Source organism: Peribacillus sp. NPDC094092 (assembly GCF_050279365.1).
Classification (GTDB): Bacteria; Bacillota; Bacilli; order Bacillales; family DSM-1321; genus Peribacillus.
Map to the genome: position 1 here is coordinate 313,283 of NZ_JBNNUC010000001.1, position 19,004 is coordinate 332,286.

General features: G+C 41.8%; 19 protein-coding genes. 1 reads left to right on the forward strand and 18 read right to left on the reverse strand.

The features are described 5' to 3' along the window. Positions 1 to 13 precede the first annotated feature (13 nt). From menB to ACQKNS_RS01530, 15 genes are all read right to left on the reverse strand, one after another. On the reverse strand, positions 14 to 814 hold the full coding sequence (menB, locus tag ACQKNS_RS01460) for a 1,4-dihydroxy-2-naphthoyl-CoA synthase (RefSeq protein ID WP_427640846.1): 801 nt from the start codon (positions 812 to 814) through the stop codon (positions 14 to 16). A gap of 167 nt (positions 815 to 981) precedes the next feature. Then, entirely contained in the window at positions 982 to 2,136 is a 1,155-nt protein-coding gene (locus ACQKNS_RS01465; protein ID WP_427640847.1) for an acyl-CoA dehydrogenase family protein, read from the reverse strand. A 271-nt stretch (positions 2,137 to 2,407) separates the two neighbouring features. Further along, positions 2,408 to 3,730, reverse strand: a complete 1,323-nt coding sequence (locus ACQKNS_RS01470; protein ID WP_427640848.1) for a sigma-54 interaction domain-containing protein — start codon at positions 3,728 to 3,730, stop codon at positions 2,408 to 2,410. A gap of 5 nt (positions 3,731 to 3,735) precedes the next feature. After that, positions 3,736 to 4,164, reverse strand: a complete 429-nt coding sequence (locus ACQKNS_RS01475; RefSeq protein ID WP_427640849.1) for a MaoC/PaaZ C-terminal domain-containing protein — start codon at positions 4,162 to 4,164, stop codon at positions 3,736 to 3,738. Between the two features lie 198 nt (positions 4,165 to 4,362). Next, positions 4,363 to 5,724: an MFS transporter gene (locus ACQKNS_RS01480; RefSeq protein ID WP_427640850.1), complete on the reverse strand. Its 1,362-nt coding sequence runs from the start codon at positions 5,722 to 5,724 to the stop codon at positions 4,363 to 4,365. 25 nt (positions 5,725 to 5,749) lie between these two features. Continuing rightward, positions 5,750 to 6,523 carry a 2-keto-4-pentenoate hydratase gene (locus tag ACQKNS_RS01485; RefSeq protein ID WP_427640851.1) on the reverse strand — a complete coding sequence of 258 codons (774 nt, stop codon included), beginning with the start codon at positions 6,521 to 6,523 and terminating at the stop codon, positions 5,750 to 5,752. Further along, positions 6,520 to 7,539, reverse strand: coding sequence for a 4-hydroxy-2-oxovalerate aldolase (gene dmpG / locus ACQKNS_RS01490; RefSeq protein ID WP_427640852.1), 1,020 nt, complete (start codon positions 7,537 to 7,539; stop codon positions 6,520 to 6,522). Before dmpG ends, ACQKNS_RS01485 begins: the two co-directional genes overlap by 4 nt. Positions 7,540 to 7,573: 34 nt before the next feature. Further along, positions 7,574 to 8,455 carry an acetaldehyde dehydrogenase (acetylating) gene (locus ACQKNS_RS01495; protein WP_427640853.1) on the reverse strand — a complete coding sequence of 294 codons (882 nt, stop codon included), beginning with the start codon at positions 8,453 to 8,455 and terminating at the stop codon, positions 7,574 to 7,576. Between the two features lie 16 nt (positions 8,456 to 8,471). Continuing rightward, positions 8,472 to 9,254, reverse strand: coding sequence for a 2-keto-4-pentenoate hydratase (locus ACQKNS_RS01500; protein WP_427640854.1), 783 nt, complete (start codon positions 9,252 to 9,254; stop codon positions 8,472 to 8,474). Positions 9,255 to 9,271: 17 nt separating this feature from the next. Then, entirely contained in the window at positions 9,272 to 10,747 is a 1,476-nt protein-coding gene (locus ACQKNS_RS01505; protein ID WP_427640855.1) for an aldehyde dehydrogenase, read from the reverse strand. 46 nt (positions 10,748 to 10,793) lie between these two features. Next, entirely contained in the window at positions 10,794 to 11,255 is a 462-nt protein-coding gene (locus ACQKNS_RS01510) for a RidA family protein (RefSeq protein WP_427640856.1), read from the reverse strand. Then, complete coding sequence (locus ACQKNS_RS01515; protein ID WP_427640857.1) at positions 11,218 to 12,264, reverse strand: amidohydrolase family protein; 1,047 nt, start codon at positions 12,262 to 12,264, stop codon at positions 11,218 to 11,220. The genes ACQKNS_RS01510 and ACQKNS_RS01515 overlap by 38 nt, the downstream gene beginning before the upstream one ends. Next, entirely contained in the window at positions 12,249 to 12,809 is a 561-nt protein-coding gene (locus ACQKNS_RS01520; protein ID WP_427640858.1) for a 3-hydroxyanthranilate 3,4-dioxygenase, read from the reverse strand. The genes ACQKNS_RS01515 and ACQKNS_RS01520 overlap by 16 nt, the downstream gene beginning before the upstream one ends. 38 nt (positions 12,810 to 12,847) lie before the next feature. Next, positions 12,848 to 13,597 (reverse strand): IclR family transcriptional regulator, encoded by a 750-nt coding sequence (locus tag ACQKNS_RS01525; RefSeq protein ID WP_427640859.1) that lies wholly within the window; start codon positions 13,595 to 13,597, stop codon positions 12,848 to 12,850. Between the two features lie 32 nt (positions 13,598 to 13,629). Then, the gene (locus tag ACQKNS_RS01530; RefSeq protein WP_427640860.1) at positions 13,630 to 15,111 is read right to left on the reverse strand and encodes a 4-hydroxyphenylacetate 3-hydroxylase family protein; all 1,482 of its coding nucleotides are present in this window, start codon (positions 15,109 to 15,111) and stop codon (positions 13,630 to 13,632) included. Between the two features lie 653 nt (positions 15,112 to 15,764). On the opposite strand from ACQKNS_RS01530, the gene ACQKNS_RS01535 reads away from it, so the two are divergent. Further along, on the forward strand, positions 15,765 to 16,547 hold the full coding sequence (locus ACQKNS_RS01535) for a protein kinase domain-containing protein (RefSeq protein ID WP_427640861.1): 783 nt from the start codon (positions 15,765 to 15,767) through the stop codon (positions 16,545 to 16,547). Here ACQKNS_RS01535 and ACQKNS_RS01540 read toward each other — a convergent pair. The 3 genes from ACQKNS_RS01540 to ACQKNS_RS01550 form a co-directional block, all read right to left on the reverse strand. Beyond that, entirely contained in the window at positions 16,544 to 16,711 is a 168-nt protein-coding gene (locus ACQKNS_RS01540; protein WP_153246085.1) for a hypothetical protein, read from the reverse strand. The two genes, ACQKNS_RS01535 and ACQKNS_RS01540, sit on opposite strands and share 4 nt — an antisense overlap. A gap of 359 nt (positions 16,712 to 17,070) precedes the next feature. Beyond that, positions 17,071 to 17,343 (reverse strand): HU family DNA-binding protein, encoded by a 273-nt coding sequence (locus ACQKNS_RS01545; RefSeq protein WP_427640862.1) that lies wholly within the window; start codon positions 17,341 to 17,343, stop codon positions 17,071 to 17,073. 141 nt (positions 17,344 to 17,484) lie between these two features. Further along, positions 17,485 to 19,002, reverse strand: a complete 1,518-nt coding sequence (locus tag ACQKNS_RS01550; RefSeq protein ID WP_427640863.1) for a cobyric acid synthase — start codon at positions 19,000 to 19,002, stop codon at positions 17,485 to 17,487. Positions 19,003 to 19,004: the final 2 nt, after the last annotated feature.

A 19,004-nucleotide genomic window follows, 5' to 3' on the forward strand; every position in this document is an offset into this window, starting at 1 on the left:
TTCATCCCCCTCATCATATTCTGAATTTTTTAAAATCTACAGGCCTCTTTTCTAAGAAGGCGTTTTTTCCTTCTTCCGATTCTTTAGTATTGTAAAACATCGCTAAACTGCCCATCGATAGTTGTGAAATCCCTTGAATGTTGGCACTATCTGCATTAAAGGAATATTTGAGCATTTTTAGCGCCGTAGGACTCTTATCAAGGATCTTTCTTGCCCATTCTTCTGCTGCATCGTGCAGTTGTTCCGAGGCAACGATTTTGTTCACAAGTCCCATTTCCTTTGCTTCTTGTGCAGAATATTGTTCACATAAATACCAGATTTCCCTTGCTTTTTTTTCTCCGACAATTCGTGCTAAATAAGCTGAACCAAACCCTGCATCATAACTACCGACCTTTGGCCCGCTCTGGCCAAATTTTGCCGTGTCAGATGCAATTGTTAGGTCACAAATGACATGAAGGACATGCCCGCCTCCGATGGCAAACCCATTAACCGCTGCAATGACAGGCTTAGGAATGTTCCGGATCGTTTGGTGCAGCGTTTCGATTTCCAGTCCCATTCCACCTCCTAGACCACCCGAATGATCATACCCCCCTTCTTCTCCCTTTTCTTTTTGATCGCCACCTACACAAAATGCCTTCTCACCTGCTCCTGTTAAAATCACTATACCGACACGATTATCATCCCAGGCGTCCCGGAAAGCCCAAATTAATTCCTGAATGGTTCTGGCACGAAAAGCATTATAAACTTTGGGTCTGTTCATTGTTATCTTTGCAATTCCATCTTTTTTTTCATAGATTACATCTGTTAATTCCATCGTTTTCATTCCCTTCATTAATCTTCGTCTATTAAGGATGTTTTGCCTTGTATTACATCAATTCACCGTTAATTAGGTTTATCGGTACCCAATACGACTGTGAATAATTTCAGTTTCTTCGTAATAGATTCCGTTTCAACTGAATGTAAAAATACTAATGCATTGGATTAATGAGAACGGAACTCCTTTCCTATAATGTCCTTTGCAATGACCATCATATTGGCCTGTGCAGTGCCATCACCAATTTCCAACCCAATCACATCACGCAAGCGTTGCTCTAGAGGCATTTCCTTCGTATAAGCATAATGACCATTCAACAGTAAACATTCATGGATAGCTTCTACACTATATTTAGGACCTAGCCACTTAACGGAAGCCGATTCTTTACTATGATTCAGCCCTTGGTCACGCAGCCAAAGTCCTCGGTAGGCTTGCCACTTCACCAATTCTAATTGGGTATAGTGGGTCACAATGGGGAAGGAGACCCCTTGATATGTCGCCAGCGGTTTACCAAATGAATGCCTGATTTTCACATATTCGATGGTTTCATCGATACTTTGTGAAGCGGTGCCCACACATTGCAGCCCTATTAACAGCCGACTTAAATCGAATCCATTCATCACTTGGGAAAACCCTTTGTTTTGAAGACCGATCATATACTCTTTTGGAACCTCGACATCGGTTAAATATATCGAACCTCTTCCAATGGGGATATTCCCCATGTCCGTGTACCCTCTACATTCAACACCCGGAATATCGGCAGGTACCATGAAAGCGCTTATCCCTCGATTTCCCCATTCAGGTTCGGTCTTTGCAAATAAAACAAAGGCATCTCCACAAGTAGCCACACTAATTCCAGACTTTTCTCCATTAAGCACATACTTATTCCCTTTATGTACAGCCGTTGTTTTAATTCCGCCCGCATCCGTACCGGCGGATGGCTCCGTAATGGCTATGCCAACAATTTTTTCACCACTTGAAATTTTGGGAAGCCACTCCTTTTTCAGTTCCTCGCTAGCATGATTATTGATAATTTCACCGATTAATGCATTCAGCATCACCGCGTAAGTAAGATTGAAATCTCCACGACCTATCTCCTCAGCAGCTATCCCCGTTGTCACACAATCCGCACCGCTTCCGCCATATTCCACTGGAATCCGAAGACCATTCACGCCAAGTTCCCCTAGCTTTTTCCACAAATGTTTTGGAGTAATCTCTTCGCGATCCCATTTTGTATAATGTGGAAGCAACTCTTCCTTCGCAAATTCTTTCAATATTCTACGAAAATAATCTTGCTCTTCCGTAAAAGAAAAATTCAGCACATCATTACCCCCTTGATTAATTACTAATTTATCTAACGCCCATATTTTGAACATTCTATGAAACATGAAACCTCTTACATGACAAACTATTATTGCAAGTTGTGTGCCAAATTGAATCCGCTGCAAATTTTGCCATGGTTTCCAAAATCATTCGCAAGTTTGCATTTTTTCTCATTTCTGCAAATCAAATTTGCGAAACTTCACAAAAAAATACACACTTTATAAGTGTGCCTAAATGGTTACCCTGATTACATTTCATTGGATGATACGGCTATTTCAATTTGTATTTGGCAATTTTCCTATATAAACTAGCAACATGAATTTTCAGCTTTTGAGCTGCTAAAGAACGATCACCTTCCGAATCTTTTAATGCTTGCTGAATGGCTGATTTTTCAGCATTCCCTACAACTTCATCCAACGTACCGGATATAGAATTATCCATGGAAGAGGAAACCCCCGATATGAAATCAGGTGTAAAAGATAAAGAATCCAGAGTTAGTGTCCCTCCATCCACGATATTCATTCCGCGTTCGATTATCGCTTTGATTTCACGGATGTTACCAGGCCATTCATATTGGATAAGCCAATCTTGAAGTTTAGGATCCATTTCTTTCACAGTGAATCCTAATTTGTTATTGAAATACTCGATGAAATGATATGCCAAAGGAAGAATATCTTCGTGCCGTTCCCTTAGAGAAGGAATTTTCAATTCAAAAACAAAAAGTCGATAATATAAATCTTGGCGGAATTTCCCTTCTTGAATAAGGGTTCTTAAATCTCTGTTCGTCGCCGCGATTATACGTATATCAACATTTTTAGTCCCTGTCCCGCCCAGTCTTTCCACCTCCCTTTCCTGTAAAACTCGTAATAGCTTTCCTTGAGCCTGATAAGGCAATTCAGAAATCTCATCTAAAAACAACGTACCATTTTGGGCTAATTCTATTTTTCCAGGCTTACCTTCTTTCTTCGCCCCGCTAAAAGCGCCAGCTTCATAACCAAATATCTCCGATTCAAATAATTCATCTGGTATCGCGGCACAATTTACCGGGACAAAAGGCTGTGCTTTTCTTGTACTCAAACCATGGATCGCTTGGGCAAAAAGTTCCTTTCCCGTTCCCGTTTCCCCTGTAAGCAGTACTGTTGAACTGCTAGTTGCTATTCTGGCGGCCAGCTCTTTTACCCTCTCAATCGCCTTACTCTTTCCAACAATCTCTTCGAAGCTATATCGACTTTGAACCCGGGAATTTTTCTTGGCTTTATTCTTTTCCAATGAGTTGGCAAAATACACTAAATCACTGTATTCCAGTTCGTCTTGGCGGATGATTATGGTATAAACGGTATCAGCTTCTCGTCGAAATACCCTTATGAAACAAGACTGTCCGCTGATCACACCAGAAAACACATGTTTGTGGGCAAGACCTTTCAAAGAAAAGGTGGAAGAAGTGTGAATGACTCTCGTAATGTACTTTCCTATTAAATCAGTCGGCATAATCTTGAAATATTCATAAAAATCAGCAGTTGCGCCTATAATCCTTCCATTTTCATCAACTTCAATCGATCCCCAATTCCTTATGATGTTTTTAACATTTTCCATTCACATCACCTAATACCTTGATTACTTAAAACAAAAATTACAACTTGCCCCTTAATGACTTCAATGCCTGCCTGATTAAAGCAAGTCACCTTTTGCGTAACCCAATCTCTATGCAAATTAATATCAATGACCTCCAGTTCCGCTGAAATCATATCGCCTATATGTACTGGATGATAAAAGACCAATTCCTTCTGTAAAAGTATACATGCACTACCAGGGAGTTTTTCACTGATCACTTGAGTGATAAGGCCTTCCGTCAACAAACCAGGTACAACCGGCTTACTGAAATTACTTTTCCAAGCTTCTTTATTCACTTGATAAATCGGACTGTAATCTTTTGTTAGTTCATTACATAATTTTACGTCAGATTCATTAAATGTACGTTGCATTCTAGCAACCTGGCCGATAAACAAATCAGTGATTGTTAAACTCATAACACCACTCCTCATTTTTCAGAATATTCAATTTCAATATAATTCTAACTATACATAACTTTCCAATCAAATACTATACAATGGAGGTCGTTTGCGGTTTTACTGTGAATTCTTATATTTTCTAAAAAATGACCTAAATGTCAGGGAACAGTTGCATGACTGTCCGCTGACATTTAGGTCATCTACTAAAAAACAATATTATACATTCGATGTTGCTTTTAGTTTTATATTTTCCTCAATCTGCGGTATATCATAGCTGCCATACCTCTCTTTCACAACGAGCAACGCCAGGGCAGCCATTATGCTCGGGATTGTGAAGGCCATGAATGCATTTTGTGGCGAATAGTTTGCAGCCAGTAATAATCCTATTAATGTAGGGGCCACTATCGCTCCAATTCTACCAAAAGCCAAGGCCCAACCTATCCCGGTGGTCCTTATTTCCCGCGGATAATACTCGGATATATACGTATTGGCTAAATTCATCGTGCCAACTGTACAGGCCCCTCCAAAAGCGATCAGAATATATAATGCCAGTACATTTGAGGTTAATCCCAATATCACAAAACAGACCGTGCCTATTGCACAGAGGGAAACAAGTACTCTTCTATGGCCTATTTTCCCAACTAAGTACCCTCCAATTATCGAACCGCCAATTTGTCCTATTCCCGATATAAGATTGAAAGATAAACTCGATGAAAGGCCATATCCGGACTGCTGCATGATTTTGGGTAACCATGTATTGAGTCCGTATACCATAAGTAAACAATTAAAGGCAGCTACCCAAAAAGCAAATGTGCTGAGAGTACGCTTATTTTCAAAGAGTTTCTTGACTGGAAAGCCTTTTGCCCTTTCTTGGACTTTGGCAAACTCATAATCGTCCGACTCTTTATAGTCGCCGTCAGGGTCGATGCGATTCAGAATTCCAGCAAGCTTCGCTCCTTTTTTTCGAATAACATAATAGGAAAGCGATTCAGGAAATTGCTTCATGAAGAATGGCAGTGCCAGTAAGGGGAGAGCCCCTATCCAATATAAAACCCTCCAACTCATTTGCTCCATTACATACATTCCAATTAAAGAAGCAAGTATACTTCCGATGGAATAACCACAGTACATAGTGGTTACAATGAGCACCTTGTTCTTTTTGGGTGAGTATTCCGCCATTAAGGATATGACATTTGGCATCAATCCTCCCATTCCCAAGGCTGCTATAAATCGCATGAACGAGAAAAAGGCGGGATTCGGCGCAAAACTTGATAGTAATGTAAAAACACTGAATAAACATATACAAATGGCAAGCACTTTTTTTCTCCCCAGTTTATCCGCCAGGGGGGCAAAAATGAGGGCTCCCACCATCATTCCGAACAATGAATAACTTGCTATTCCACCAGCTTCGACGGGCGTCAACTCCCATTCCTCCATCATTAAAGGTAAACCTACTCCATACATGGCTATATCAAATCCATCGAAGGTAATTGCGAACAAACACCACATAAAGACCATTAAATGAAAACGGCCAAATCTACTATTACCTACCACTTCCGAAGCATTAACTTCACGCAATCAATACCCTCCCCTTTGCCATATTTCACGATATAACATGTAATGTCAGTTTCCCTAGTTCACCGTAATCCGCTATTATTTCATCGTTTGCCTGTATGGAAATGGCATCTGTAATTCCGCCTACCAATACAATCATTCCAGCGTTAATGGAAAGTCCTTCACGGCTAATCATTTTTACAAGTTCCACAATCGAGTGAATCGGATGATCGAGTACAGCTTCTCCAAGACCCCTCTTTTGCATTTCACCATTTTGATAAAGCGTAACTTCTGCTTGAGCCCAGTCCGTGTGGTACGGAGAATAAGCTTGATTGCTAAGCAGGATTTTGGCTGAGGATGCGTTATCCGCCACTACATCGGTAAGTGTAAAAGAAAAGTTTTTATAACGACTGTCAATAACTTCCATCGCAAGAAATACACATTCTACAGCCCGCCAGACATCTTTCGCCGTTATATTTGCACCTTTCAGTTCGTCCTTGAACAAAAAAGCAAATTCAGGTTCCACTCTCGGATGAATGAGTTCCCCAACTTTTAATACCGGTTTAGTTAGTTCCATGGCAGATGTCAACCTGCCATAGATCGCTTCCTTCACTCCCACTTGCTGTTGTTTGGCTTTACTCGTCAAGCCCATCTTCCACCCGATGAATCTGTTATCACCATTGATCGTCTCATTTATGCTCAACTTCTGAATTTCATATGCTTGATTTACTGTTAGTTCAGGATTGGATAATGTCAGCTTATCCATTTCATGTCCGCTTTTTTGCGATTCGGCTACCCGTTTTGCTAGTTGATCTAGTTTCATCTTAAAGTCCCTTCTTTCTGAAACTTCATTTGCTCAGCAACTTCAATTATGGTATCTTCCTGACCGCCAACCACTTTTTGTCGACCAAGCTCCATCAATATATCCCGGGCATCCACTCCATACTTTTTCGCGGCTTTATTTGCATGCAATAAAAAGCTGGAGTATACGCCGCTATAACCCATGATTAAACTCGAGTCCGTTATTTCCTGGGGCTTGGACATGATTGCGTTTCCAACTTCCTCCGATAGATCGAGCATTTTATATAAGTCAATTTCGGTACGGATACCCATCCGATCCAGAACGGCAACAAGCACCTCCGTCTGGGTATTACCAGCACCTGCGCCGAGACAGCGGATGCTGCCATCGATTCTATTCGCACCTTCTTCAATAGCCATAAGCGAATTTGCCACAGCCAGCGATAAGTTATTGTGGGCATGGAAACCGATATCGATATTCAGCTTTGATCTTAATAACCGGATCCTCGTCTTCACATCTTGGGGCAAAAAAGATCCTGCGGAATCAACAACATATACAGCATCCGCTCCATAGGATTCCATTAACATGGCTTGTTCAAGAAGTTTTTCCGGTGATGCCATGTGAGACATCATTAAAAATCCGATGGCTTTCATACCGAGATGTTTCGCAGCTTCCAGATGTTGCTTTGAAACATCCGCTTCCGTTACGTGGGTTGCAATACGTGCCATTTTCGCCCCAACATGAGCAGCTTCCCTTAAATGTGCGATTGTCCCTATTCCAGGGATTAAAAGTACTGAAATAACGGATTGCCCTGCAGCTTCAACAGCGGCTTCCACCAATTCAATATCATTCACTTTTGAAAAACCATATTGTAAAGATGATCCGCCCAGACCATCTCCATGCGACACTTCAATATAAGGGATACCAGCAGCACTAAGTTTCCCGGTCATGTTCTTTACTTGATCGATGGTGAATTGATGTGCCACTACATGGCTCCCATCCCGCAATGCAACTTCAGTCACCAATACATCTTTACGCAAATGAACCCCACCTTTACAGTTCCGATTACCTTTTTCAAACAAATTGTTCGAATTGGCTTTTAGCAATTTCTTCCCCTACTTTTACAGCTGAAGCCGTCATTATATCCAAATTACCTGCATATACGGGAAGAAAATCCCCTAACCCTTTCACTTCCAGAAGGACTGTTATTTGTTTCCCATCAAATATCGGCTCGGTCTTCAGGCGATATCCTGGAACATATTCAGAGACTTTTTCCGCCATCTTATTTATGGACGTTGTTATTTCTTCCACATCAAAGGAGTCCGATTCAAGCAGGCAATGAATGGTATCCCTCATGATGAGTGGCGGTTCGGCCGGATTTAGCAAAATGATGGCTTTTCCTTTTTTCGCTCCACCCACCTGCTCCAAGGCCCTAGCCGTCGTTTGGGTGAATTCATCAATATTGGCACGAGTTCCCGGACCGGCACTCCTGCTGGAAATTGTCGCTATTATCTCGGCATACTCGACCTGGGCCACCCGACTGATCGCATGAACGATGGGGATTGTCGCCTGGCCTCCGCATGTAATCATGTTAACGACCGTCTCATTCAAATTTTCTTTTAAATTCACGGAAGGAACGATAAACGGCCCGATTGCGGCAGGCGTCAAGTCTATCAGCTTCTTGTTCACCTTTTTCAACGCTTTGCAGTGAAAAACATGCGCCTTTGCAGATGTGGCATCGAATAAAATGTCTGCAAGCTCCGGCTTTTCCAAAAAACCATCCATGCCATTTTCAATGACATGATGTCCGTGCATCCTAGCCTTCTTCAAACCCTCTGATTCCGTGTCGATACCAATCATGACTGACATTTCGAGTACATCCGACCGATGAATTTTCATCATTAGGTCCGTGCCGATATTCCCTGATCCTATAATGCCTACTTTTAGTTTTTTCAAGTCCGCTGGGCTCCTTTCACTCAAAATTAACCGTAACCTTTCCAAGTTTTTCTCCAAAGTCAGCAGAAAAACGGTCACCTGGTTTCGCTTCAATTGCTGCGGATAATGCACCGGACAAAATTACTTCTCCCGCATTCAATGAACCTTTAAACCGATGCAGTTTATTTGCCAGCCAGGCTACGCACGTTGCTGGATTTCCAAGTACTGCTTCACCTGTTCCTTGGTTCATGAATTCCCCATTTTTATATAGGCTCATTCGAATGGAGGGAAGGTCGATTTCACTCAAGTGAATTTTGCGATCTCCCAGAATATATAGACCCGATGATGCATTATCCGCCACAGTGTCCGGAAGTTTAATCTTCCAGTCCATCACCCGGCTATCGACCACTTCGATCGAAGAAACCACATAATCAGTGGCTTCAATTACATCATCAACCGTAATATTGGGACCATGTAAATCTTTCTTTAAAATAAAAGCTACTTCTGCCTCCACTTTCGGTTGGATCAACCGCAGCCTCGGAATATAGCCATTATTTTCTATCTTCATCCCATCAAGTAAATGTCCGTAATCTGGTTCATTCACTCCCAGAACCTCCTGCATGGCCTTTGAAGTCAAACCTATTTTCTTACCTGATATTTCAAGACCGGACTGGGTTTTCCTTCGAATCGTTTCTAGCTGAATTTGGTAGGCATCTTCCACGTCCAAATCAGGAATTTCACTAGTGGGGGCCGAAATCCCAATTCCTGTTTTTTCCGCTTTCAAAAACCTGGAAGACCATTCTGTTAAACTAGCGTTCATGTTGCTTCCCTCCTTTTTTATAATTTAATCGTGACGTTAGACAGTTCACTGTAAAATTCGAAACTATGAGACCCGCCTTCACGGCCGATGCCACTGTGCTTCATACCACCAAAAGGTGTGCGCAAATCACGCAAGTACCAGGTATTCACCCAGATAATACCCGCCTCAATTTTAGAAGCAACACGATGCGCTCTCCTTAAATCATTGGTCCAGATCGTTGCCCCCAGTCCATAATGAGTATCATTAGCGTGATCCAGTACTTCTTCTTCCGTTTCGAAAGGCATGACCGTTACAACAGGACCAAAAATTTCTTCCCGTACACAACGGGATTCACGCGTGACTCCGGCAATGATTGTCGGCTCAATGAAAAAACCTTTGTCAAACTGTTCGGCTCTCCTTCCCCCAGTTACTATTTTCGCTCCTTCTTCTTTCGCCAGGTCAATGTAACTCATCACTTTTTTATAATGTTCTTTACCTATAACTGCTCCTACTTCCGTTTCGGAATCAAACGGGTTCCCGACTTTTAATTTTTTCGTTCGCTCGACCATCTTTTCAAGGAATACGTCATACAATCCTTGCTGAACATAGATTCGTGATCCACATAAACAAACTTCACCTTGATTCATGAAACTTGATTTCATTGTCGTTTCGATTACTTCATCAAGATTCGAGTCTGCAAACACAATATTCGGATTTTTCCCACCCAGTTCAAAAGAAATTTTTTTCAGCGTGGGCGCGGCAGCTTTCATAATTGCCGTTCCCGTTTTTGTTTCCCCAGTGAATGTTATCGCATCGACGTCCGGATGCTCACTTAATGCAGCTCCAGCTGAATTTACACCATGTCCATGGACAAGGTTGACAACTCCATCGGGAACTCCCGCCTCCTTGCATATTTCCATTAACTTTGTCGCTGTCATCGGTGTCAATTCAGCCGGTTTCATAACGGCTGTATTGCCAGCTGCCAGGCATGGAGCCAATTTCCATGTCAACAATAGCAAAGGTAAATTCCAAGGATTGATCATCCCTACCACCCCTACAGGCCGCCTAATGGAATAATGAAGTGCAATATTATTCTGATTGAAGGATTCATTACCAAGTGTAGTGATATAGTCAGCAAAAAAGTGGAAATTGTGAGCTGATCGCTTAATGTCCATTTCCAGTGCAAGGCTATATGGTTTCCCAGTATCAAGGGTTTCCAACATTGTCAGTTCTTCTTTCTTTTCCAAAATGAGATCGCCGATTCTCCTTAGAACCGCAGAGCGTTCATTATCGGTAAAAGATTTCCAAGGACCTTTAAGCGCTTGTCTTGCTGCAGAAACAGCCTGATTCACCTCCTCTTTTCCCCCTTCTGCAACCCATCCAAGTATTTCTTCCGTTGCAGGATTGATATTGTCAAAAATCCTGGATTGATCTGGATTGAGGAATTCCCCGTTAATAAAGTGCCGGCAATCTATTGATTTAGTTGTATTTATACTATCTTTTGCTGCTTGCATGAAACATCCCTCTCCTTTATTGAGACACCCGCTTGGTTCAAGCGCCTCAATCTTGTATTTCCACTATCATTTCAATCTCAATTGCAGTGTTATTTGGAAGCTGTGCCATTCCCACCGCTGACCGGGCATGTCTGCCCCTCTCTCCAAATACGGCCACAAGCAGGTCTGATGCGCCATTCAATACTTTGGGCTGTCCTGTGAAGTTTTCGGCTGAATTAACCATTCCGAGAATTTTGATTACCTTCTTTACTCTGGATAGTTCTCCAAGCTCTTCCTTCAGGACCCTCAGAAGATTAATCATTGACTGCCTCGCTGCCTGATAACCTTCCTCTTCCGTCAGCTCTTTGCCAAGCTTGCCGTGATATTCATCTACACCTTGTCCGGATGTGAAAATCAAATTTCCCACCCGGACGCGGCTAACGTAGTTGCCGACCGCTTCCCTTGGCGGCTCAAGCATGATTCCAAGTTCTTCAAGGATTTGTTCTGGTGCTTTTATCTGTTTTTCCATGCTTCTCCCCTCGTGATTCCAAATTTAAAAACCTCAATGCATTTCTCCCTAGAAGATTTTCTTTCACTTCATCTGATAGATTTAGAGTGTCATCAATTACTTGACCTGGGGGCTTCTCTCTCAATAAAAATGGATAGTCGGAACCCATCAGCACTTTCTTATATCCAAAACGATCAATCAGATACTGAATATTCCGGGCATCATAGTTCAGGGAATCGAAATAAAACTTTTGCGCATAGTAACTTGGCGGCATGGATGTTTTTCTTAAATCAGGCCATACTTCCCATCCCTGATCGATCCGGGGTAGAATATATGGAAATGAGCCCCCGCCATGTGCAAAACAGATTTTCAGATCCGGGAACTTTTCCATGACGCCACTCCATAAAATGCTTGCTGCCGCCAATGCCGTTTCACTCGGCATCGCCACTGTATACATGAGGTTATGCCGTTCCGTTCGGTCTTTTGCCATTGTCTCCCATGGGTGTATAAACAGTGGGACATTCCACTTTTCAGCCATTTGGAAGAATTCCAATAAAACAGGAGAATCCAGGTTTTCTCCATTTACGTTAGTACCGATTTCGATTCCCGCCAGGCCAAGCTCGAATTTACAGCGCTCCATTTCCCCAATTGCCACTTTCAAATCCTGAAGCGGTACAGTACCTAGACCGATGAACCTGTCAGGATGCCTGTTCACTGTCTCGGCAATGAAATCATTCTGAAGCCGGGACATGTAAAGCGCCTGGTCAATTGGCGCCCAGTATGAAAATGTCACTGGCACCGGTGAGAGCACCTGCATATCGACTCCTTCCGCATCCATATCCTGAATACGTTTTTCTGGGTCCCATACCTGGTCAGTCACTTTCCTGAACAGCTTTCCGCTCACCATGATATCCGCCCCGCAAGAACATTTATGCTCTAGCACTGGCCAGCGTCCCTGACCAAATTTACAGGTAAAATCAGGCAGGTCCAACGGAAGAATATGTGTATGAAAATCTATTCGCATTTCCATGCCTCAACGTTTTCTGACATGACATGACCGCATTGACTACATGTGCGAAGTTCCTTACTTCCGTTGAAAGCCTCGATCGCCTCTTTCACCTGGACCTCAATATTCGTCAATTGGATTGTAACTTTGTGCATCTCATGATTACAATTCCCGCAGAACCAAACAAAATCTTCAAGTTCATCTTTAGCACGCTTGCGCTCTATGACAATGCCGTAAGTATCAGATACTCGATGAGGAGAATGAGGTACATCAGCTGGCAGCATAAACATTTCCCCCTCTTTCACCTCCACTACTTCACGCTCCCCGCTTTGGTTGATGCATTCTACATAGCAGGAGCCTTTTATCTGATAAAACAACTCGTCAGAAGGGTCTACATGAAAATCACGCCGATAATTCGGACCACCAAGAAGCATGACTATGAATTCGGAATCTTCCCATAGCACTTTGTTATTAACCGGCGGTTTCAATAAATTTTTATTGTCTTCAATAACTTTTAGTAGATTTAATGATCTAGCCTGTAATTTTGAAGATTGAGCATATCCTTTCATGAATAAACTACCTCCAATATTCTTAATAGTCGGAAAATTCAAGTTAACGACATATAACCAACCTGTTTTGAAATCATTTGTGCCGATCGTATCACAGACTGAATAATTCTCGTTTTTTCTTTCCCAATCATATAATTTCGATCCCCGACAAGGTTAAGTGCTGCAATAACTTGGCCATTATATGATTTAATGGGTGCTGCAACGCCATATAAACCATAATCATTTTCATCATCACTAATCGCAAATCCTTGTTTGCGGATGTCCTTTAATTCTTCATTCAATTCGTTGATGCAAGTAATCGTGTTAGTTGAGTGCTTCAATAGCCCTTTAGCAAGCGTAGGCTGAATAAAGGATGGGTTAAAGGCAAGTAATACTTTCCCGCTGCTCGTACAATGAGCAGGTTTTCTTGCTCCTATATATGTGGTCATATGCTCGGCATGAGGGGACGACATTTTCATCACAAACCTGACTTCGCCTTCGTGAAACATACCAATGTGAGAATTACCTTTGAATTGCAGGACAAGATTACTGATAATAGGACCTGCCTCATAATGAATATCCTGCTGATACATGACTTTACTGCTCCACTCAAGTAACTTCCATCCAAGCCGATACTTTCGATCTTTGCCTTGGATCAGCATCCCTTCCTTGCACATGGTTTTCACCAGATGATGAGATGAGCTTGGACTCATATTCAATTTTTCAGCTATTTCCTTATTTCCAAGTGCGGGTTCTTCATTAGTGAATAAATCCAGTATCTTTATAAGCTTCTCAACGGACGAAATCATGACGGCCCCCCCTCCCCATTCAACTATTAAAATTACTGGTTAACCGCATCGATGGCTACTTGCATCGGTTTATTAAGCACTTCATCAACCATGTTAAAGTTCTTGTTTTTCTTATATTTATTATAAAAAATGGCTCTTTTCCGAACTGGATCACCTGTGTAATAGCGTTCGTATTGAAGGAGGCGCTGCCCAAACGCTTCCCCGCATAAATCCCAAGCTAGTTTAAACACGCGAACGCGCTCTTCCGCTGAAACCCCGCTACGTCCTCCATAATATTTATCGATATCACTGCGCAATTCGGGATTATCAAAGTCAGCCCCTGTCGGAGACATCAACAGCCCACCAGCTCCAATGGTCTGGATAACCTCTATGGCACGTGGATACATCTCCGGAAGGAAACCGCGGATCGTTTCCAATGCATCCGGATTTGGCCGGGCCTCACCGTAGTCATTAATCGTGTACTCATATTCCGCTACCCGAAGCAGTGAACGGATGACTTCGACAGATTGAACAAGTTCACCCAAATCACGCTGTACATGCAGGAATCCATCGACTCCGATAGAGTCTGCCACTTTACAAGCGACTTCAACGGCAAATGCCAGTTTAATATATCCACGCACGCCTGATTGGTGAGCAGGCTGTTCAGCGATTCCGGTCATTGGATACAAGCGGTTTGCCGCCTCCACATTGTTGTATAAGAAGACACGATTCCAAGGAACCAGGACATCATTAAATACAAGCAGGGCATCCATTTCCTCATAGCGGGAGGCCAGTGGATGGTCAAACATCGAGCGTGTTCCGTCCTGCATTGGTTCCCGGCAGATTATGCGCAGTCCGGGCGTATCGATCGGCAGTGCAAATGCTACCGCATGACGTTCATCCCCTGGTGTGAATCCCGGGAAAGAATAGATGATTACCTCATCTGTAATCGGTGCAAGGGTTGCTAACATCTTTGCACCGCGTACAAGTATGCCTTCTTCTCTTTCCTCAACAGTCCCTAAGTGTGTATATGTTTCTTTTTGTTCATGAGATTGCTTGCTTCGATCATTTTGAGGATTTATGATTGCATGAGTCAAGAATAAATCATTGTCACGAATATAGGCATAATAATCATTGATGTTCTTAGACCAGTCTTTGTTGTACTTATCAAGAAACCAGGCATTATGTGCCATGGAAGTGACCACGACATTTAAAAAGTCAGGTGTTCTCCCCATTAGTCCATATGTCATCCTTGCATACACTTCAAATAATTTACTTCTTTTTTGCAGATCCTCCGATGTCTTCGGGAATAAGAAAGCATTGTTGACACGTTCACCGGTTTCTTTGCAAATGTGGGTGATTTCATCTTGATATTCCGGGTCATGTTGAATGTCATACAACTTCGCGATTTCTTGTATCGGCTGTTTAAAAATTGGCTCATTATAAATATCCTCAACCACTCTTCCACCAAGCCAGACTTCTGGCTTTCTGGATTTAATTCTATTAATATATTCTTCACCAGTTTTAATGCCCATCCGAATCCCCCTCATTTTACAAGTTGTTTAGCAGACCCCATTTTCCCTCGATAAAAAAGTAAGCGCTTCCAAATTTTCAAAATGTATCTCACCGACGAACAATACATGATTACCATCCTCAAACTCTATCCATGGTTTGCTTCCATCCAGGCAACACATCCATTTATTTTTGGCAAAATCCCCTTGTCATCCCAGTCAATTTCAAGTGTTTCCTGTTTACTGCGCTAGTGCAGGCTTTTGCTGTTTATGAATCGATACTAAAGCAGGCGGGGGGTCCAAGGAAACCGAGGGAACGAATTCACCGTAATGCCCTTTTGAACTTTCCCATCAAACCAGCTCACTATCGTGACTCCGGTTGGGAATTTACCAAAGCAATTTCTCAACTCGCGCCCATCCACCTTATCACCTCCTACTCTTTTATTATGAATTTATTATAGTAAACTTAATAATTTTAAAAATCATATAATTTCATAATATGAAATTTAAGGAAATTTTTTTAATAGCTCTTTTTGTGAATCATCGTAAAAAAGACTTTCATTACCGCATTACCAAAAATCAGTGTTAAACTATCCATGATCATTCATATTTCCAGCTTAATGAATAATGATCTTTTTCGACTCGAATATATGAAAGTGGTGAGGGAAGTTTCAATTTTGCGTTCCTTAAGAAAGATCTACCAATTTTTTGTGGATATTCCTTTAAAAAAAGGCGTGGTTTTGAATGGCCGTTACGAGGTGAAAACTGTAATCGGTACGGGAAGCTACGGTATTGTTTATCTTTGCAATGATTTGAAAATGAATGAAAATATAGTGATCAAGCAGCTCCGGAAAAGTAAGCGCCGCAGCAAAAAAGAGTTGAAACAGTTTGAAAATGAAATGATCATATTACGAATGTTAAACCACAAAAACATCCCCAAATTTCACGAGAAATTTTCACATGACGGAAATGTTTATTTTGTGATGGATTTCATAGATGGGGATAATTTGGAAGACCATATTTTCTTGAATCAATTAACGTTCAATGAGAAAGAGTCTCTATTTTTTCTGGATGAGCTGGTCGGTTTAGTATCTTATCTACATGACCATGACATTTGCCATCAAGATTTACGTATACCAAATATTTTACTTAAGAACCGTCAGCCCATTTTGATAGACTTTGGTTTGTCTAAAATGATCAATTCGGCCGATCTTGCAAAAGAGTCCATTTTGCAGATGAAAAGGCAGGATTTTTACGATTTGGGGGAAATACTTCTATATGTACTTTATACGACGTACGCTTTCAATAGTAAAAAGGCTCTTCCTTGGACAGAAGAGCTTTCGTTAGAAAAAGAAACCGTGCATATACTGAAAAGGTTATTAAGCATCCAAGAACCTTATTCAAATATTAAAGAAATCTCAATGGACCTGCAGGCTGCATTGAAAAGGGAATTGAATTAGCTGCTGCTGCCCCGCCCCTTTCTCTTGTAGCGGTCACTTCCACTCATGGGATACCTTTTATACCCTCGACTGCTGCTACTGCTGCCTCGGCGATAATGACCATGTCTTCGCTCACTGCTTCCTTGGGAAAGTTGTTTGATTTTTTTCATTATTTTCTTCAGCATATCTTTCACCTCTTTTATAATGGTTTTAAAGCTTGTTATTCATTTAGCCTAACATAGTCACAGTATAAAACTTATTAATTTGTACTATAATTTTTTTCATTTGTGTTACATTCCATCACTGCCTATTTTGTTCATGGAGTGGACATATTTCATTGTTGATCAAACGAGAAAATGGAATATTTAAAACAATCAATTAAAGAGACTTATAATGGCCTCTTCAAAAAATATCTTGATCACCAATAGATGGAAAAACGTTTTTTTATCTTACCATTAAAAATGAACCGGGTTAATTGTAATGACAGTATACAGAAAAAACCTGGCGAGCATTGCATCGCCAGGTTTTTTTCTTCATTCATCATTTATTTTACAGCGTCTTTTAATTCCTTACCTGCTTTAAAAGCCGGTACTTTACTAGCTGCAATTTGTATTTCTTCGCCAGTTTGCGGGTTTCTTCCTGTACGGGCAGCGCGGTCACGCACTTCAAATGTACCAAAACCAACTAATTGGATTTTTTCTTCTTTAGCAAGTGTAGCCGTGATTGTTTCAAACAATGCGTCCACTACTTTTTTTGCGTCGTCTTTTGTCAGTTCAGCTTGTGCTGCAACACTGCTCACTAATTCTGTTTTATTCATATGAACACCTCATCCTTTTATTTTGTATAAAGTATGTAGAGTAGACAACATAACATATCTTGTATGCCTCTGTCACTTATTATGGCTAAATAAAAGGAATCGCAGCTCTAATTGGAGCTTTTTTGGAAAAAAAAGCTTTGATTAACTTTCTGCAGTTTCCAGCTGCAGCCATTGATAGATGGTATCCATATCAATGTTTTCCTCCAAGTGGGAAGCCAAGAGATTGTACGCTTCCTCCCTGCGCTCCGAGTCGCTTTGGACGTTTTCCTTCACTTCTTCCAACCCCTTGTTCCGTCGAATCTGATTAACTAGCAATCTAGTGAACAGGCGATTATGGAATATCCCATGAAGATATGTTCCCATTACCTTGTTGTCATTGGAAATGGCTCCATCCTCTCTTCCATCCTTCAATAAAAGGAAGGGCCTTACTTGCGACTTCAATGTCGTTCTGCCTAAATGTATTTCGAAACCGTTAAGATTCATTTGACCATCCATTATCCCGGCAGAAAGGACCCCTTCCATTTGTACCGTTTTCTTTTCTGCTTGAAAAACGGTTTCCACCGGAAGAAGCGAGAGCCCTTCTGCGTTCTCGCCGTCACCTTCGACCGCATCAGGATCGAAAAGTTTAGTACCCAGCATTTGAAAACCGCCGCATATGCCAAAGATCATCGTTCCTTGTTTCCGCAGTTCATTGATGGCCCGATCTAACCCCATACGATTCAACCACTTTAAATCTTCAATCGTGTTTTTTGTACCAGGCAAAATTACCAAATCGGGATTACCTAGCTCACGGACACTGCTTACCAGGCGGACACCTACTCCGGGTTCATCAAAAAAAGGATCCACATCTGTAAAATTGGAGATTCGCGGAAATCTCAAGACGGCTACATCGATCGGAAACTCAGCCTTTTTAGGTTTTTTAAAACGTAAGGAAGAGAGGGCAAGTGAATCTTCCGCTTCAATATTGACGTCTAGATAGGGCAGCACACCGAGAACCGGAATCCCGGTTTCCTTTTCCACCCATTCAATGCCATCGTCCAACAATTCACGCATGCCCCGAAATTTATTGATGATGATTCCCTTTACACTATCTCGTTCCTCTTGATCCAATAAAGCAAGTGTGCCGATGATGGACGCAAATACTCCACCACGATCAATGTCGGCAACTAAAATGACAGCCGCATCCGTGAGTTTAGCCATTCGCATATTCGCGATATCCCGGTCCTTAAGGTTAATTTCAGCCGGACTCCCTGCACCTTCGAGTACAATGATGTCATAGTCTTCTTGAAGTTTTTGGACCGATTTACGGATGATGGGCATGGCTTCCTGGACAAATTGCGACCGATAGCTTTTTGCATTCATATCAAGAAAATGCTTTCCGTGCACGATGACTTCCGAAACCATATCCTGCTTCGGTTTAAGTAATATCGGATTCATATCGGTCGTTGCCGTGATCCGTGCTGCTTCTGCCTGTACTCCCTGAGCCCGTCCGATTTCACCGCCATCCAGGGTTACATAAGAATTCAAAGCCATGTTTTGTGATTTGAATGGGACGACACGTAATCCTTTATTGGAAAATACCCGGCAAAATGCCGTACAAATCAAACTTTTCCCTACATCAGATGACGTCCCTTGTATCATGATGGATCGTGCCTTCATTA

Bases quoted from the DNA above. Each gene is read 5' to 3' on its own strand.
- ACQKNS_RS01470 (WP_427640848.1), bottom strand. From the start codon at position 3,730: ATGGAAAATGTTAAAAACATCATAAGGAATTGGGGATCGATTGAAGTT.
- ACQKNS_RS01505 (WP_427640855.1), bottom strand. From the start codon at position 10,747: ATGCAAGCAGCAAAAGATAGTATAAATACAACTAAATCAATAGATTGC.
- ACQKNS_RS01550 (WP_427640863.1), bottom strand. From the start codon at position 19,002: ATGAAGGCACGATCCATCATGATACAAGGGACGTCATCTGATGTAGGG.
- ACQKNS_RS01510 (WP_427640856.1), bottom strand. From the start codon at position 11,255: ATGGAAAAACAGATAAAAGCACCAGAACAAATCCTTGAAGAACTTGGA.
- ACQKNS_RS01530 (WP_427640860.1), bottom strand. From the start codon at position 15,111: ATGGGCATTAAAACTGGTGAAGAATATATTAATAGAATTAAATCCAGA.
- ACQKNS_RS01540 (WP_153246085.1), bottom strand. From the start codon at position 16,711: ATGCTGAAGAAAATAATGAAAAAAATCAAACAACTTTCCCAAGGAAGC.
- ACQKNS_RS01485 (WP_427640851.1), bottom strand. From the start codon at position 6,523: ATGAAACTAGATCAACTAGCAAAACGGGTAGCCGAATCGCAAAAAAGC.
- ACQKNS_RS01525 (WP_427640859.1), bottom strand. From the start codon at position 13,597: ATGATTTCGTCCGTTGAGAAGCTTATAAAGATACTGGATTTATTCACT.
- menB (WP_427640846.1), bottom strand. From the start codon at position 814: ATGGAATTAACAGATGTAATCTATGAAAAAAAAGATGGAATTGCAAAG.
- ACQKNS_RS01500 (WP_427640854.1), bottom strand. From the start codon at position 9,254: ATGAACGCTAGTTTAACAGAATGGTCTTCCAGGTTTTTGAAAGCGGAA.
- ACQKNS_RS01475 (WP_427640849.1), bottom strand. From the start codon at position 4,164: ATGAGTTTAACAATCACTGATTTGTTTATCGGCCAGGTTGCTAGAATG.
- ACQKNS_RS01515 (WP_427640857.1), bottom strand. From the start codon at position 12,264: ATGGAAATGCGAATAGATTTTCATACACATATTCTTCCGTTGGACCTG.
- ACQKNS_RS01545 (WP_427640862.1), bottom strand. From the start codon at position 17,343: ATGAATAAAACAGAATTAGTGAGCAGTGTTGCAGCACAAGCTGAACTG.
- ACQKNS_RS01520 (WP_427640858.1), bottom strand. From the start codon at position 12,809: ATGAAAGGATATGCTCAATCTTCAAAATTACAGGCTAGATCATTAAAT.